This is a genomic window from Hyalangium versicolor (assembly GCF_020103695.1).
Lineage (GTDB): Bacteria > Myxococcota > Myxococcia > Myxococcales > Myxococcaceae > Hyalangium > Hyalangium versicolor.
In genome coordinates this window covers 451,043-468,275 of sequence record NZ_JAHXBF010000008.1, presented here as the reverse complement: position 1 = coordinate 468,275, position 17,233 = coordinate 451,043, and the positions used below count along the sequence as shown (strand labels likewise).

Below are 17,233 nucleotides of genomic sequence, written 5' to 3'. Positions count from 1 at the left end.
CACCTGACACAGCAACAATCCAGAGAAGGGACAGGCAGGCTGCCTGCACTTGCCTTGTACTAGGTTGGCTGCTGGGGAAACACTACAGGTTGAGCCTGCTCACCCAAGGTCAACACCCTCTCAGAGCCCACAACGTGCCCCGAGTGCGGGTCTGCAGGAGTGGACACCCTCCACGGCTTCAGTCTGGAACCAGGCACCTGGCAGGGCGAGGACGTGTTCCGCCCCCGAGGCCTTCAAGGAAACATCGTCGTTTCCGAGCGCTTCGCCGCGTTCGTCCATCGCCAAGGTCTGACAAACATGAAGCTGATTCCCACTGAAGAGTACGTGTGGGATCCGCTGCGCCTGGGCCCGCCCGCCACTCCTCAGCCGGGCCCTGCCTGACGCCCACGCTCAGGTCGCCTGAGATCTGCCTGGGCTTGCCCCGGTTTCGTGGCGCACGTGGTTCGCCGCTGGACCCAGCGTCCAGCGCCGTTCTTCCACTTCACCACCCGGCTTGAGATGTTGTGCGCATCCCGTGCGCCCATGGCCCATGCTGTCGTCCAACCGGGTACGCAGGCACGCCGCGTCCACCAACTCCAGCACCGCGCCTACGCATCAGCCAGAAAGAGGTTCCGCTCGCTGTCCTCTGTCCGTGCCTCGGAAGATCCTGTCCCGAGCCGCCGCATGGATGCCTTGCCCAGCACCACGTCCACCATCTTCCGCACCCGCGTCCAGACGCTCTCCTGCACGTAGGGCACCCCATACTTCTCGCACAGCGCCTTCACCTTCGGCTGCACCTCGCGGTACTTCAGCATCGGCAGATCCGGCCAGAGGTGGTGCTCGATCTGGTAGTTCAACCACAGGTGCGCGAAGTCGTTCAGGTCCCCACCCGTCCTGTAGTTGGCGCTCCCCACCACCTGCTGCATGAAACGCGCACCCCGGCTCTCGGGCGGCGCGTCGAAGCGGTACAGGTCCTCGCCCGTGTGGTTGGGCCCCACCACCAGGAACGTGTGCAGGTTCGTCAGCAGATCCGCCAGCACCGAGTTGCACAGGACGCTGAACGCCGCCCACAACCCCAGCGGCAGGAACAACGCCGGGAACAGCACGAAGTAGAAACCGGCGTAGGGCGCGTAGCACCGCACCACCAACTCCCAGATCTCGGCCCGTGACAGCGAGGCCCCCTGCCTTCGCCCCTTGCGGCGCAAGGCGCTCAGCGTCTCTGGCGCGTAGTAGCTGGCTCGCCACGTGAACGCCAGCAACCCCAGCAACACGTAGCGCACGGCCAACGGCCACCGTGAGCCTCGCAACGCTCCTTCCGCGTTGCGCTCCAGCAGATCCGGATCCGCCTCCTCTCCCGTGTGCGAGTGGTGCAGCACGTTGTGCTCGAAGATCCACGCCTCCGGCAGCATCCAGTCCAGCCAGTCTACGAAGCGGCGCTTACCTCTCGCGAAGCCCTTGCCCGTCCGCGAGACGGGCACCCCCGGCACTCGGTCATACCCCCGGTGCCCCACGTGGTGCATCAGCAGCCAACGCGTGGAGCGCCCCAGGCTCAACGCCGCGGCGCTCAGCGGATTCGGTGCCAGCCAGCACGTGGCCACCCCCACCAGCGTGGACAACCGGCCCCACCGCTCGATCTTGCGCAGGTGCGCCGCGTCCGCCTCCCCCAGCGAAGCGTCCATCTGCTCGCGGAGCGACTTCAGCTCTCGGTGGAAGGACTCGAGATCGACGGTGGAGGGATCAAAGGCGCGCGGGGCTTGGGACATGAGCGCGCGAAGCCTACCAGTGTTCCTCTCCCGAAACGGAAGTCCGGCCATGCATCCGTGGCCGGTTTCCAGCCACCTCAGCGTCATTCCAACAGCCGCCAGCGCGGCTGGGAGGAATTCACATGAACCGAATGAAGCTGATGGGAGCAGTGGTGGCTGTACTCGTGGTGGGCTGCGGAACAGACCCCATCTCCCCCGAGAACGAGCAAACCGAGCAGCAGATCCATACCTCCACGAGCGTCACCTGCCAGGACGTCGAGCAGGTGGTGGACTCGATCCGAAACAATCTGGGCACCTGCACGCCCAACTACAAGAACCAGGAGCCGCTCGCCTTCAGCCGCTCCGCCTGTGACGAGCAACTCAGCACGCTCTGTGACGAAACCGGCCTCGCCGAGGCTCGGCTGTACGTGAACTGCTTGCAGTCCATCTCCGCGTGCGTTCCCGCCCAGCAGTCCATCTTCGATGAGGCCATCGATGAGTGCCTCGACACCTTCCAGAACAGCGCCGCGAGCGGAGAGTGCATCGAGCTGGTCGTCGGAGACTGAAGCCCGTGACTGCCTCCCGGGCTCCTCAACGAAGAGCCCGGGAGCGGTCTCTCCTCAGAACGCCACGCCGATGTTGGCTCGGATCTTCGTGTTGATGCGCTCGTAGTTCCAGCCGATGCGCCCCGTGGGCAGCCCCGAGACAGTCTCCTCGCCATGCCTCCACTGGAAGTAGGGCGTGGCGCTGAGCGAGACCATGTACGGGCTGTACACGAACGTGTAGCCCCCCGTTGGCCCCACTCCGAAGTTCTGGTTGCTCGATCGTCCTCGGGATGGCCAGAAGTACTCGCCGTAGGTGCCCGCCCCGAGCCAGAAGCCAGAGGGCGCCCGGCCCACCGCGAAGATGCGCCCGGACATGGACCAACCAAACGCCCCATTGTTCAGGAGGTAAGGGGCAATCGCTATCGAGACCCGTTCCCCCAAGGCCTGCTCGAACTCCACCCCGAACGCCTCGCCGATGAACTCGCCGCTCGGAAAGAGCGAGATCGAGAGCGTGCGCTCCGGCGGCTCGCCTCCCTTGAGCGCCAGAGGTCCCGCGTTCACCGGTTCCAGGCTCTCCTCCTCCAGGGTCACCGTCTCGCCTTCCCGCAGCGTCACCTCCCGGGCCCGCACCGAATCTCCCTCCCCCTTGCGCACCACCAGATACCGTCCCGGAGGCAGGGCCAACACCGCCCGGCGCTCACCCCGTGCCAGCTCGGCGATCTGCCCTCCACTGCTCGCCTGCATCACCTGGAGCGGCCCCACCGCCTGCCGCAGCATCAGCCGGCTGTTCGCCGCCGCCACCCGCGTCAGCGACAGCTCCGCGCGCCCCCTCAAGTTGAGATCGAAGCTCGGGTGCTGCGGAGAAATGCCCAGCAAGGCCGTGTCCCGCACGGTGTGCTCGCGCGCGTAGCTGAAGGCCTCCACCACCGACACCTCACCGTCTCCCGTCTGGTCCGCCGCCCCCCGTAGCGCCGCCACCAGGTGGTGCGTGAAGAAGGAGCCCCGCAAGGCCTCCGTCTCGTGCGCGTTCTCCAGCCCCGAGCTCGAGGCGATCAACACGCTGCCCTCGCTGCGCAGCACCATCGGCATCTCCACCTCGAAGGGCGCTGACTCCGGCTGCAACCCCTTGGCCTGCGTCCAGCCTCCACCACGGCACGCGTCGATGATGCCCAACCGCACCGTGGCCGAGCGCGTGTCCACCCGCTTGCGGACCTCCTCGAGCGCCAACGGGCGCCCCCCGGGATACAGGAAGCGCTGATCCGCGTGTCCCGAGTAGTAGAAGAGCAGCAGCGTGTCGCCCTGCTCGTTCCGGAGCGCCTCGAGCTGCTCGTCCATGGCACGCAACACCGCCTCGGGCGCGGGGTCCATCAGCACCTGTACGTGCTCGGAACGAAACTCCCCCACCTGCACCAGCACCTCCGCCAGCCGGCGCGCGTCTTCATGGGCGTAACGCAGCGCCGGAAAGCCCGCCGCCGCACCGTTGCTCCCCACCACCACGGCCCTGCGCATCGGCGCGCCCTGCGCTCCCGTGCTCAGCAACGACATGAGGGCCATCACCACCACCAGGCCCCCGCGCCCCAAGACTCCGAGCCTCCTCCCCTGCTCGTCCGCTTCCATGCGATCGACTCCTTCTCTCATGTGCATGTGGCGCGCACAGCCCCGGCCGCGTGCGCACCCGAAACACGTCAGGTCCGATCCTCTCGGACAGAGTTCCCACGCCCTTCAGGGCGTGGGCTGCTTGGGCAACTGCAGCTCCGTCACCCACACCTCCGCGGTGTGGCTGCGCTCGGCCAGCGCCTGCCGCAGTGCCTCGGGAGACAGGGGCGCGCGACTCAGCACGACCACGAGCTGCTCGCGCTCTCCCTCCGCGTCCACCCGCCAGCTCGCAGGCAGCACCTCTCCACCCTCCGGGAGAACTCCCGTGTAGAGCGTCTGGAACCCGCCGTCCGCCGTGGGCGAGCCCACCACCACCTGGGGATAACCGGATGCCGCCACCTCCAGGCGCAAGCTGTCCCCTGGAACAAGCGTGCGCGTGTCATCCCACGGCGCAACGCTCTGCCCATGGCGCACGTGCACCACCACCACGGGCGTGCCCTTGATCCCCACGTACGGGCCGGGCAACTCCTCACGCGAGCGCACCCCAGACACCACCAGCAACAGTGCAGCCCCCACCCCCACCAGCGCACTCCCCCATGCCCAACCCCTCCCGCCAGCCCACAGCGAGCGCCAGCCCCGAGGCCGCTCGTGCTCCAACGCACGCGCCCACGCGGGCACGTCCACCGGCCGAGACATCTGCTCCAGATGCGCGGCGCACACCGCACAGCCCGCCACGTGCGTGCGCTGCGCTTCCGTGCCACCTCCCCACCTCAGCCCATCCAGCGCCAGGAACGAAGGGTGCTCGACTTCGGAATTCATTCAGGCCACTCCTTCTTTCAGCTTCTCCAGACGCTCCTCGAACCGCCGCAGCAGCCGGCGCACCGTGCGCTCCGACACCTGCAGCACCTCCGCCAGTTCAGGCTGAGTGAGCCGATCCAGCCGGTGCAGGAAGACGACCTCCAGCTCCTCCGCAGGCAGTTGCCCCACCAGTTGCGCCAGTGCGTCCCGCTCGACGACCTCTCGCTCGAGCGACACGGCCGTGGCCATCCGCTCCAGGGCCTCGTCGCAGGAGAGCTCCGCGGCGGATCGGCGGCGACGCAGCCGGTCAATGGCCAGCCGTGTGCTCGTCCGGTACACCCACACCATGACGCGCTGGGGGTGGGTGTCCTGGAGCCGGGCCTGCCACAGGCGCACGAAAGTCTCCTGAGCGACGTCCTCCGCATCGCCCACGTTCTGCATCATGCGGCGGCACTTCTCGCGGATGCGCGGGAAGTACGCCCGATAGGCCTCTTCGACAGTCAACGCTCCCCTCCGACACAGCGCCCGCTGGCTCCCCCGAGCCCCAACCCCTCACCTCTCAGGACGCACCCGGCCCGAAAACCCGGCCACGGTTTCTTCCGAAACCGTCCCGAGAGGCAATCCCGAACGAGGCTGTGAGAGCGAGTTGCGAGCGCAGCCGAGGGAGCGTCAGGCGTGGGCCCGGTTCCGGCTGAGGACTACCACCGCGATGACCGCGATGAGCCCTCCCAGGAAGGCTCCCACGAGGGAGGGGATGTCGACGGTGAAGGGCGCCTTCTGGACGTTGAAGGCGCCTCCCACCATGCCACCCGCGACGCCTCCCACCATGCCGACGAGGAGGAAGCGCACGAGCCCCATGCGCCGCTTGGTCGGGACCATGAACCAGCACAGCAGGCCCATGCCCCACCCGATGAGGATGTACGCGATCATCTCCATGCTTAAGGAGAGATGTGCAGCACGGGCCCGATACCAAGAGCGGCCCGAGCCCAGGGCTGGACGGCCCCCTGCCCAGCGGCTCGACGACCGGGGTACTGCCAGACGGGCCGTGGATGCCTGGCAGCCCCCAGAGCCGCGACTACAGGCGCAGGAACTCGAAGTCGTCCAGGTCGGCGGTCACCGTGTTCGCGTTGTAGCTGTGCAGCCAGATGCGGGCCGTCACGGCGTTGGAGGGCGCGGTGGCATCGAGTTGGAGGGACGTCCACGCGGTCACTGACACGGTGCGGTTCGTGGAGCCCACCTCCGTGCCCTGCGCGTTGTAGAACTTGAGGTAGACGCCCATGCCGGTAGTCCCGGAGGCGAGGCGGCTCCAGAACCGGGTCCGATAGCTCTTGCCGGGCTGGACGAAGAACGGAGCGCTCAGAGCCGAGGAACCGCCCGAGCCAGCGACGCTCGTGACCCGCAGGCCCTGCGCTCCAGTATGCGCGGCGGCAGCCACCACCGAACTCATCCCCTGGTCGTTCGTCACATCCCAACCGGTGAGGCCGGATTCGAAGCCCGGGTTCGTCATGGGGAACACCGGATTGCGCTGCCACTCGAAGATGGAGGGAACGACCGGCTGAGGCCGGGGAGGCACCTCCGAGAGAACAAAGTTGTCGAAGTCCGCGGTGACGACGGCCCCCTCGTTGGAGCGGATCCACAGACGCACGAAGGCCGTGTTCGCCGGAGCGACCAGCCTGTGGCTGTACTGGCTCCACTCGGCCACATCCGGAAGCGTCTGGGTCCCCAGGAGGAGTTCCTGGTGGGCGCTGTCGAGGAACTGCAAGTGGACGGAGATGCCGGAGCCGGACACCTCGCGTGCCCAGAAGCGAACCTGGTAGGTCCACCCAGCCTGAGCGATGAACTCCCGGGAGCTCAGCGAGGACCTCAGAGTGCTGCTGGTATCCGTCACCCGCAGGCCCAGGTTGCCCTGTGAGCCGTACTTCGCGCTCGCCGAGGCCTGGCTCATGCCGTTGTCTCCCGTCGTCCCCCAGTGGGTCAGATCGCTCTCGAATCCGGCGTTGGCCAACTCGTGAGGGAGCTCCCCGAACTCGAAGTCATCGAAGTCCGCGGTGATGACGTTCGCCCCGTAGGAGTGCAGCCAGATCTTCGCGGTGGCGGCACCGGGCGGCGCGGTCTGGCGCAGGAAGATACGCTGCCAGTCAGCCCCAGCGGCAACATTGCTTGGGTTGAGTCGGGGCAGCAGCTCAGTGCCCGTGCTGTCGTAGAACAGGAAATAGATGCCCATGCCGCTTCCGCTGACGACGCGCTGCCAGTAACGAAAGCCGTAGACCTTGCTGGCCTCGACGCTGAAGGTCGCGGAGTAGACGGAGGAGCCCTTCGAGGTGTTGGCGTCGATCACCCGCAGCCCCTGCAAGCCCTGATGGCTGGCGTCGGGCGACGGCTGGCTCATGCCGTTGTCGTCCGTGCCTTGCGTCCATCCCGCCCAGCCACTCTCGAAGCCAGGGTTGGTGAGGAGGAAGGGAGTGAGCGCATCCACGGTGGTGTTGCCCTGAGCCACGGCGGGAGCCACCGCACCACTGGCTACGTCCTGGCTGGACACCCCGTAGAAGTCATTGCCGGTGAGCTTCACACCCGTGCAATCACTGCTCTCCAGGCGCACGCCCTCGTTGGCCTTCTTGAGGGCGAAGACGTTGCCCGTGATGACGTGATCCCCGCTGTTCTTCCTGGCGGACAAGCCAGCGCCCAGGTCGGCCTGGATGCGGTTGTGCGCGAAGATCCAGCCCCGGTTCATCCCTCCCAACGAGATCCCGACCTCGGGTGACGTCACGTCGCTGTTGTAGACGACGTTGCGCGGACCGTTGGGGCCGTGGTTCGTGTCCTCGGGCGGCGAGGACCACATGCCATTGACATAATTGCCATAACGGTTGAACTCGTTGGTGATCTGTTCGAAGAGGTTCTCGTTCGTCCAGCCGGCGTGCCACTGGGCGTCGCTCTCCAGGAACGTCCCGCGCCTCACCACGTTCCCCGCCGCGGACCACTGGAGCAGCGGCGCGTGACGCATTCCGGTCGTGGTCACTCCATCCATCAAACAGTCGTAGGCGTAATCGAAGCCGACGTACGCGGTGCCGCCTGCTCCCTTGAACCACGCATCGTTGAACACGCTGTCCCGCACCTCGCAGAACTTGGCGGGGCTGAAGTAGAGCGGGAACCGGCCCGCCTTCTTCACCTCCACGTCCTTTGTCCAGCTCCCCCAGGCCCAGGAGAACACGATGCCACTGGTCCAGACGTTGTTCGTCTGCTCCAGAGAGAGCGACTCCACGCCATTGCCCGTCAGCGCGGTGAATTCCAGGAGGTAGCTGCCATCCACCGTGGGGAAATCGATACGCAGGGGCTGGTTGAGCGTGATCGTCCCCCCGTTGACACCGGTGACGCGCGCCTGGTAGCGGCGAAAGTCCTGGATCCCAGTGCAGGCATTGTCCACCTCGGTATTCCAGCGGGGCGTGGCCGGAGCGAAGATCTCCACCATGTCGCCCACCGCCAGCGTGTGTCCGGTGGCGATCGTCACCGTGTTCTGCCCGCGCAGCGCATCCTGGGTCAGGAGGAACGTGCTGCCGGTCTGGCCCGCGCCCACGAAGTTGATGGCGGCCAGGAACTTCGGGCGAGGCATGGCATTGGCGTCGTAGGCGTTGTTGAGCGTGACGGTCAGTGACTGGGTGAGCACCACCCCGTTGGGGTACTCCGCCTCGGCCACGAGCTGTCTGCCGCTGCCATAGCCGGCCTTATCCCCCAGCGTCTTGCCCGTGGCGGACACCGAGAAGGTCGCTCCCCAGGTGTCCGTATTGGAGGCCAGCTTCTCGCTCACGACCACACCATTGGCCTTGAGGGTGAGGCGCTGAAGGTTGGTGGGATCGGCGTGCACCTCCAACCAGTTGTTCTTGGCCAGCGTCGTGGTGTTCGCCCCTGGCGGGAAGTAGAAGGCGACGGTCTGGGCTGGCGGGGCGAACCGGAAGATGAACTTCGTCGAGCTCCGGCTCGCTCCGCGCAGCACCACGTTCGAGCGCTTGATGAAGACGGGCCGGTCCAGGTGGAACGTGCCGGCGGGGATGGAGACGACGCCTCCACCCGCCTGGAAGCACGCCTCCGCCGCTGCCTCGAGGGCCGCGGCGTCATCCAGGTTGTCGTTGGCCACCGCTCCGTAGCTCGTCACCGAGCCACAGGAGGCCAGCTGCGTTGGAATGCCACCGGGCACTCCGGCATAGGTCCAGTCCGGATAGATGATGCCGTCCGGCCCCATCACATCGGCGGCATTCCAGGTCTGCGCGAGCAGGTGCGTGCGCGGTGCGAGCACGAGGACCGCGACCAGAACCTGCATCAGGACGCGGCGAGTACGAGGGTGTGTAGGTGCGAGAAGAAGTGTCATGGCACTCACGGGTACGGGGTTGCGGGCCCACGAAAATGGGCCCTCGGGCCGTATGACAGGCCGCCCCCTGGCCCGTTGCATCACGAAGCGTTTGCCAAGCCAACACCCACAGTGAAGTACCCACGTCCCGGACAGAAAATCCGCGCGGGTAACAAACGCTCACGAGCGCGTTTTTTCAGCGTCCGCCGCGAGAGCCAGCCCCTGAGCAGGCACACCGCAGCGGAGCATCCGCACCCCATCGTGGAGAACACATCGTGAAGCGATCCTTGAAGTTTGGAGCCCTTGCGCTGCTGCTGACCGGCGGCTGCATGGACTCGAGTTCCCAGCAGACCGCGGAGCCCGCGGCCTCGCTGATCACCCCGAAGACCCAGGCCCAGGCCATCGGGTCCGTGACCACGTCGAGCGAGACCGGCTGGACGCGGACGAGCAACCTGGCCTCGGCCCACCTGCAGCAGACCGCCACCCGGCTCCAGGACGGCCGCGTCCTCGTCCTCGGTGGCTACAACTCGACGGCCGAACTCTACGATCCCGCTACCGGGACCTGGAGCAGCACGGGCAACGCCCCCGCCAACTACCGCGGCGCTGCCGCCACGCTCCTGCCCTCGGGACAGGTGCTCGTCACCGGTGGCAACGATCTGGGCATCACCGCGTCGCTCTTCAATCCCGCCTCGGGCACCTGGACGGCGGCCAGCGCGATGTCCACCTCGCGCTACCACCACACCGCCACCCTGCTCCCGAATGGCAAGGTGCTCGTGACGGGCGGCTCGACGGGTGAGTACGGCGGCAACGTGCTGGCCTCGGCCGAGATCTACGATCCCGCCACCGGCACGTGGACGGCCGCCGCGGGCCTGGGCTCACCGCGCACCCAGCACACGGCCACGCTGCTCGGCTCCGGCAAGGTGCTGATCGCCGGAGGCGACAGCGGCACGGGGGCACTGACCTCGGCCGAGATCTACGATTCCTCCACAGGCGCGTGGACGGCCGTGGGCAGCCTGGGCACGCCCCGCTACCGCCACACGGCGACGCTGCTGAACAACGGGCAGGTACTCGTGGCCGGCGGAGCCGCGGACGGCGAGCCCTCCACCCGCGCCGAGCTGTTCGACCCGGCCACGCAGACCTGGTCCTCGACCAGCCCCCTGCACAGCCCCCGCCACAACCACACGGCCACGCTGCTGGCCAACGGCCGCGTGCTCGTCACTGGCGGCTTCGACGACTTCACGGGCATCCAGGCCTCCGCCGAGCTCTATGATCCGGCGCGCGGCGTATGGGACTCCATGCCCACCATGGCGGTGGGGCGCTACCAACACACAGCCACGCTGCTGAACAACGGCCGCGTGCTCGTGTCCGGCGGTCTCAGCAACGCCGACCAGGCCTCCGCGGAGGTGTTCTCCGCGGCCTATGTCCAGGTCGTCCTCGACTCGGGCGACGGCTGGCAGCTCATGAGCGCCAGCGGCGGCAACACGGACAGCGCGACCGGAGCCTTCGACTCGGATCTGTACGTGGTCAGCGATGACCAGGGCATCGCCAACGCGCCCATGCCCGAGGAGGTGCGCGCGGAGCTGGCCCAGGCGTCCGCCACCGAGACGACGATGTTCTTCCTCGACAAGAAGATCCTCGAGGAGATCCGGCGCTCCCAGGCGCAGGGCTCCCTCACGCCCTACCTGCAGTCGGTCGCCCGTTCGTCGGGCATGCGCATGACGGCGGCTGGCTGCGAAGACGAGCCCGCGACGCTGTCCCACACCTTCGACTTCAAGTCGCTGCTCAAGTACGAGAAGGACCTGGACAACGGCTTCACCGGCAAGATCAAGACGAGCGGCGATCTCACGGCGAACGCGACCGGCAAACTGGAGATGCGGGTGAAGCGCTTCGGCCTGTTCGGCGTGTGCATCCCGTACGGCGCCGGGTTCCACTCCTTCTTCATCGAGGGCAACGGCGCGCTCAACTACGGCGCCACGCTGGAGGGCACGCTCGCCTACGGGAACACGTGGGCGTTCCCCGTGGCCAAGCCGAACCTGGTCACCCTTCCGTTCATGGCCGGCCCCGTGCCGGTAGTCGTCGGCATGAACCTGCCGATCACCGTGGGCATCGATCTGTCCGCGAGCACCACCGGCCAGCTCAGCTACACGGCCAACCAGAGCGCCTCGGTGTACTTCAATACGACGTGCACGCTCGATGGGTGCAGCTCCACGTCCAATGCCAGCGCGCCGCCGGCCTCGGGCACGGACGCGATGGGGAGCATCCAGGGCCGCATCGAGCCGTCCGTGTGGGCCCAGGCCGCCGTGCGCCTCTACCTCTATACGGATGAACTCGCCTACGCCCAGGTGGGTGTGCGCCCCTATATCGATGGCGACCTGTGGGGCTACACCGGCTACAACTGCGGCGACGCGGACGGCGACACGGAAGAGGAGTTCGTCCAGGGGGCGTACTTCGATCTCAACTGGCGCATCAACGTCACGGGCGAAGTCGATATGATCTTCTTCAACCCGAAGCAGTGGAACGAGATCTTCTCCACCGGCAAGCGGCCCATCTACTTCAAGAACCTGGTCACGCAGGTACCCGGCGGCTCCACGCCCTTCGAGCCCATGCTCACCGGCTCGGGCAACCCGGGACAGTGGGACAACACCGGGTACACCGTCCGGATGCGCCCCTGCTTCCCGTTCCCCAAGGACAACGCGAAGGCCGTCCCCGAGTCCAGCCAGCAGGACAACGCCATCACCTACGTGATCGACTGGGGTGACGGCAGCAGTTCGGGCGAGTTCACCGGCGCGAAGTTCGACGAGTCGATCCTCAAGCGCCACGCGTGGCTGACGGACGGGGTGAAGACGGTCCGGGTGACCGCGGTGCGGGACAGCCACGGCCGCAACCTGAACTCGACCTTCGAGCGCCGCATCAACGTCTTCCACCAGAACGATCCCTCGCGGCCTCCGGAGTTCTACCGCCAGGTGTTCGTCAACGGCCGGCTGGACATCAAGGAGGACGACATCGTCAACAAGTTCGCGACCGTGTGGATCGATGAGATTGCCCACCTGGATCCGGACAATCCGACGGCCTCGTATCACTACTCGCAGTGCGTGGAGGACGAGACGCGCGCGGAGGTGACCATCACCCTGACCCTGCTCAGTGACAACGTCACCGTGAAGTCCGAGGCGTTCGGCCAGCTTTATGAGGGATGGGAGTGCGACAACAACGACCTGGATGGCGAGGGCACGGCCGTGACGGACGTGGCGCGGGACGCGACCAACCCGCTGTCCCTCTTCGTGAAGACCGGGGAGACTGGCTCGTCCGACTCGCTCACGCTGAATGTCAACGTGGCGAACACCCAGGAGCCTTAACACTCACGGTTCGCACGTAAACACGGGGACGCGCCGAGAGTTCGGGGAGAGCTTCGGCGCGTCCTTGCCTTTTCAGGGCAGCTCTTCGTCGCCCCACCGCTGACGGGCAAGGTCCAAGACGCGGGCATTCTCGGGCACGTGGCGAAGGAAGCGCTCACGCACAGCCACCTCCGGAATGGCCTCGGCGCGTGAGCGAAGACACTGCAGAGCGCTGCGCAGCGCATCCTCACCAGCGGCGATGTCTCCCTGAGAGAAGCAGGCGTCCGCCAGCACCTGCAGCAGTCCCACCTTGGCCGCCCCTTCATCGCCCGTGGCGGCCACGTCTCGCAGCGCCAGTTCCACTCCCTGACGCGCCTCGGCCACGCGTCCCTGGGCCAGCAACAGCGCGGCGAGGAGCCAGCGCGCCATCCCCACGAAGGGCGCGAACGGCTCCAGCACCTCGCAAGCCTTCTGGGCCTGGGACACGGCCTCATCCACCGCTCCCTGAGTCGCGGCCACCCGCGCCAGCACCAGGTACGCGGTGCCCAGGTGGACCCGATTGGGTGTCTGGGTTTCCACCCACTCTCGGACCAGCTCCCGAGCCTCCTGCTGGTACGACGGCTCGGTGCGGGCCGCCAGGATGAGCGCCAGTGTCTGCCGGGCGTGGGTGACGGGAAAGGGCTGCGCCACCCGCTCGGCCATGGCTACGCTCCGGCGGACGCATGCGAGGGCCTCCTCCGGTTGCCCCAGGGCCAGCAGCGCCTGCGAGGCCCAGGTGAGCGCGGCCACCCCATCGCGGTCCGAGCCCACCTCCTCCAAGACCTGCTCGGCCTGCCGTGCCCAATCGAGCGCCCGCCAGGGCCCATCCGTCAGGCAGAGATCCCGGAAACTATAGGAGATGCCCTGCCAGCCACGAACGATGCCGTCCCGGGCGAGAACATCCTGCCCCGTCCGCTCCAGCCGCTCGAAGCAGGCGGCGGACTCGCGGATGGCGCCCACGTACGCGGTCATGCAGCCCATGAAGCAGAGGGCCAGGAAGTAGGAACTCCGCGCTTCCGGCTCCGGCTCCGCATCCAGCAACTGCCGGCACAGGGGAAGCAGATACTCCTTCTGGCCGCCCAGGGCACACCCCAGGCTCAAGCCGCCGACCAGCTTGTTCCACCGGGAGCTGCCCGCCTTCAAGCTCGGCAGCACGGCGCGGCCGAGCTCGCCCAGGGTGACGAAGTCGTCCATCCAGAAGGCGGCCGTGGCCCGGAGCACGCGCAGCCGCATCCGCGCCTCCTCTCCAGGCCCCAACGCCAGCGCCGCCTCCATGCTCCGCTCCATGCCCTGCATGTCGTGGCGATCGAAGTGCTGCTCGGCGGCCAGGACGTAGAAGTGGATGGCGCGCTCGGACTGCTGCCCGAGCCGATAGTGCTCGGCGAGGATCCGCGGATCGCCATCCCCGGACCGCTCCAGCCACTCCCCCATCAGCCGATGACCCGTGGGCTTGTTGCTGTCGGGCACCAGGCCGTAGGCGGCATCCCGCACCAGTGCGTGCCGGAAGCGGTACTCGCTCTCGTGCGGGAAGCGGCTGACCGCCTGGCGCTCCACCCACTCCTGCTCCACCAGCCGCTGCATCCAATGCTCCAGCTCAGGACGGGAGAACTCATCGCCCAGGAGCGGCATCAGCCCTCCCGCACAGAAGGAGCGACTCGAGAAGCTGGCAGCCAACAGCACCTGGCGGGCCTGCGGCTCCAGGCCTCCGATGCGAGCCTGGATCATGGCCAGCACCGTCTGCGGCGCGCTCTCACCTCGACCCTCGGCTTCGGCTCGGATGAGCTCTTCCAGGAACAGGGGACTGCCCGCCGCCTGCTCCACGAGCCGATCGACGGCGGTGTCCGGCACGTTCGCGCCCAACACCTCTCGCACCAGCCGAGCCTCGGCCTTGCGGTTCAGCCCTCGGAGGGGAATCTCCTGCATCCGCTGTGTCCACGGCTCGGAGAGCAGGTGCTCCACTTCCGGTCGAGCCAAGGCCAACACCATGAAGGGCTGCTCGGCCAGCTCGCGCAGCGCCTCATCCAACAGCCGGAGCGTGAGGCGCTCTCCCCAGTGGAGATCCTCCAGGATCAACAGCACGGGCTGGTGGGCGCACTCGGCACGCAGGAAGGCCACCAGCGCCCTGCCCACGTGCGTGCTCAACAACTGCGGGTTGCCGCGTGCGGTGCTCAACCGGGGATGGTGAGTGTCCGGAAAGGGAATGCCGCAGAGTTCTCCCAGAAAGCTCGTCACCTCCTGGGCCTGCGACGCGGACAGGTGCCTCGCGAGCCCCTGCGACAGGCGCTCCCGGCGAACGTCGAGCGGCTCGACTCCCGTGATGCCGCACAGCCGGCGCAAGGCCTGCCCGAGCAAGCCATCCGCCGAACCCGCGCTCATGGGATCACCCCGACCCATCAACACCAGCACCGGCTGCTCCTGGCGCTTGAGGCGGCGAAGGAATTCGTGACGAAGACGGGACTTGCCCATGCCGGCCGGAGCCTTCACCAGCACCGCCTGCGCGGCGGACTCCTGCACACAGGTGTTGAAAGCCAGCTCCAACAGGGCCAGCTCCTGCTCGCGGCCCACGCAGGGAGTGGGCTTGCCCAGCAGCGGCCGGGTCTCATCCGCGCCCAACTGCTCTCCCTGGAGCAGGAAGAGATCCGAATGGGCGCGTGTCAGTTGGAAGCCGGGCCCGAGCAACCCCGCTGTCACCTCATCCAGGAGCACGCGGGAGGAGGTGTCCGCGGGAAGATGCTGCCACTCATGCATCAGCTCGCCGGCGCGATCCATGGCCTCGCCCACGGGCCGGTGCGGATCGAGCCGACCTCGTCCGGTGGTGAGCACCACGGCGGCGTCGGGCGAGCGCTCCTGGAGCAGGAGGGCACAGCGGGCGGCGAGCGCCGCCGGATCCGTGGCGGAACCATGGGTCGCCACCAACGTCACCACCAGCGCGCCATCGGCCAGCAATTCCACCTGGGCGCCATGAGGGGACAGCAGGTGACGCAGCGTCTCGCGCAGTGACTGCCACGTATCCCCCTGCCCGGCAGATGGCGCGGGAGTGCCACGAGGTGCGGCGAGCAGCACGCTGACGAGCTGTTGCTCACCGCCGATCACTCCGCGAGGAGCCGGGCCCGGAGCCGGAGCAGTAGCCTGTGGCTCCTCGAGCCGAACGGCTCTGATGGACTCCAGCGCCGCCACCAGGCTGGGGGCATCGGCGAGACGCCGCTCGGGTTGCCGGGCCAGCATCCGCGACAGTAACTGCTCCAGGGCCACGGGCAGCTCGGGCCGGAGCGAGCGCAGGGGCTCCGGCTCGGTGAACAGGATCTTCGCCAGGGCGGCGACGAAGTGAGGCGCGGCGAAAGGCGGCTTGCCGGTGAGGCACTCGTAGAGCACGCACCCCAGGGAGAAGATGTCGGCGGCCGGCGTCAGGGGGCCCTGGCTGGAGATCTGCTCGGGCGCCATGTAGCCCGGCGTGCCCAGCACCACCTGGCTGCCCGTCATGGCGGTGGAGGGCAGCACGTGCCGCGCCAGCCCGAAGTCCACGAGCACCACATCCTCGGGGCGGCGGTCTCGCAGGAAAAGATTCGAGGGCTTGAGATCGCGGTGGATGATGCCGCGCTGATGGGCGGCGGCCAGGGCCTGCGCGGCGTGACGCAGCAGCGCGAGGGACTCCTCGGCGCTCAAGGGCTGCCGCGCGATCCGCTGAGCCAGATCCTCACCCTCCAGCCACTGCATGGCCAGGAACGGGCGGCCATCCTCGGCCGTGCCATGGGCCACGTAGGAGACGATGCCTGGGTGGTGCAATCCGGCCAGCACCGAGGCCTCTCGGTGGAAGCGCAGCAGGGCCTCGGAGCTCTCGGCGTGGAGCAGCTTGAGCGCCACGCTCTGGCCGGAGAGGGCATCCGCGGCGCGGTAGATGGAACCCATGCCGCCATGGCCCACGAAGGCCAAGAGCGTGAAGCGCCTGGCGATGACGGTGGCTGGCGGCAGGGACGATGGGGCCGCCCCGGATGGACGGACAGGAGGAGACCGGACGGGGGGACGGTCCATGGCGCGCGGAGTCTAGGTCCTGACCTTCAGCCCGCCTAACGCTGCGTGCTCCACCCACGCACTCGCGTGTCCTCGCCACGCGGTCTCCACTTGACGCGGCAAGCAGAACTTCTCCCTCCTCACAGCCATCCTGGATGAATTCATCCCCTCGCTGCGAAGGCGGCTGTTGCACGCACCTCGCGCACGCGGAGCAGGCCGCTGGCACGGTCGATGCTCATGGCTCGGTCGGTGAACCCATCGACCACGGGCATGAACAGCACACCCAGCATCACGACGGAGTATCAGACTGGAAGCGCCGCGTTCGCCGTGCGGTACAGGAATTGGCTCCTGGCACAGGCGAGGAACGTGTGCGGCGATGCGAATGACGCGGAGGATCTGGCGCAGGAAGTCCTGCTGCGCTTCCTCCAGACGTTCGACAAAAGAGAGGCGCCGCCCAATGGGCCTGCCTGTGAGACGTGGCTGAGCACCACCCTCACCCGCCTCTTCTACGACCAATGCCGGAGACGCAAGGTCCGGGCGCACTGGGCCCGGGATCCGCACCTGCGCGGAGAGTTCAGCGCGAGCGCCGAGCCCGTCATGCGTCCCATCTATGATGGGCTCACGGACGAGCAGTTCGCCCAGGCCCTGCGCGGGCTGAGCCCGAAGCTGCGGGCCACCTTCGAGCTGCACGCAGCCGGACAGAAGTACCAGGACATTGCCCAGTCTCTGGGGCTCCAGGTGGGCACGGTGTCCAAGCGCCTGCACGATGCCCGCGCCAGGCTGCACAAGCTCCTTCGTCCACACACCCGCTCGGACATGAACTAAGGCATTCCTTCCGAGACCTGCCCTGGGACC

The 17,233-nt window shown here is 67.6% G+C and carries 10 protein-coding genes; 3 read left to right on the top strand and 7 right to left on the bottom strand.

The genetic code is table 11. The features are described from left to right. Positions 1–587 precede the first annotated feature (587 nt). Positions 588–1,742 carry a fatty acid desaturase family protein gene (locus tag KY501_RS19560; protein ID WP_224364712.1) on the bottom strand — a complete coding sequence of 385 codons (1,155 nt, stop codon included), beginning with the start codon at positions 1,740–1,742 and terminating at the stop codon, positions 588–590. Between the two features lie 122 nt (positions 1,743–1,864). Between KY501_RS19560 and KY501_RS19555 the strand changes: the two genes are divergently transcribed. Continuing rightward, positions 1,865–2,287 (top strand): hypothetical protein, encoded by a 423-nt coding sequence (locus KY501_RS19555; RefSeq protein ID WP_224364711.1) that lies wholly within the window; start codon positions 1,865–1,867, stop codon positions 2,285–2,287. 54 nt (positions 2,288–2,341) lie between these two features. Here KY501_RS19555 and KY501_RS19550 read toward each other — a convergent pair whose 3' ends face one another. From KY501_RS19550 to KY501_RS19530, 5 genes are all read right to left on the bottom strand, one after another. Beyond that, entirely contained in the window at positions 2,342–3,883 is a 1,542-nt protein-coding gene (locus KY501_RS19550; protein WP_224364710.1) for a caspase family protein, read from the bottom strand. 105 nt (positions 3,884–3,988) lie between these two features. Continuing rightward, positions 3,989–4,681: a hypothetical protein gene (locus tag KY501_RS19545; protein WP_224364709.1), complete on the bottom strand. Its 693-nt coding sequence runs from the start codon at positions 4,679–4,681 to the stop codon at positions 3,989–3,991. Beyond that, positions 4,682–5,164, bottom strand: a complete 483-nt coding sequence (locus tag KY501_RS19540) for an RNA polymerase sigma factor (RefSeq protein ID WP_224364708.1) — start codon at positions 5,162–5,164, stop codon at positions 4,682–4,684. A gap of 165 nt (positions 5,165–5,329) precedes the next feature. Further along, positions 5,330–5,590, bottom strand: coding sequence for a hypothetical protein (locus KY501_RS19535; RefSeq protein ID WP_224364707.1), 261 nt, complete (start codon positions 5,588–5,590; stop codon positions 5,330–5,332). Between the two features lie 145 nt (positions 5,591–5,735). Beyond that, positions 5,736–8,972: a carbohydrate binding domain-containing protein gene (locus tag KY501_RS19530; protein ID WP_224364706.1), complete on the bottom strand. Its 3,237-nt coding sequence runs from the start codon at positions 8,970–8,972 to the stop codon at positions 5,736–5,738. A 302-nt stretch (positions 8,973–9,274) separates the two neighbouring features. On the opposite strand from KY501_RS19530, the gene KY501_RS19525 reads away from it, so the two are divergent. Further along, positions 9,275–12,352, top strand: coding sequence for a Kelch repeat-containing protein (locus tag KY501_RS19525; protein ID WP_224364705.1), 3,078 nt, complete (start codon positions 9,275–9,277; stop codon positions 12,350–12,352). Between the two features lie 72 nt (positions 12,353–12,424). Here KY501_RS19525 and KY501_RS19520 read toward each other — a convergent pair whose 3' ends face one another. Continuing rightward, positions 12,425–16,399, bottom strand: coding sequence for a serine/threonine-protein kinase (locus KY501_RS19520; RefSeq protein WP_224364704.1), 3,975 nt, complete (start codon positions 16,397–16,399; stop codon positions 12,425–12,427). 216 nt (positions 16,400–16,615) lie between these two features. Here KY501_RS19520 and KY501_RS19515 point away from each other — a divergent pair, with 216 nt between their 5' ends. Next, complete coding sequence (locus KY501_RS19515) at positions 16,616–17,203, top strand: RNA polymerase sigma factor (protein ID WP_224364703.1); 588 nt, start codon at positions 16,616–16,618, stop codon at positions 17,201–17,203. The last annotated feature ends 30 nt before the right edge of the window (positions 17,204–17,233 follow it).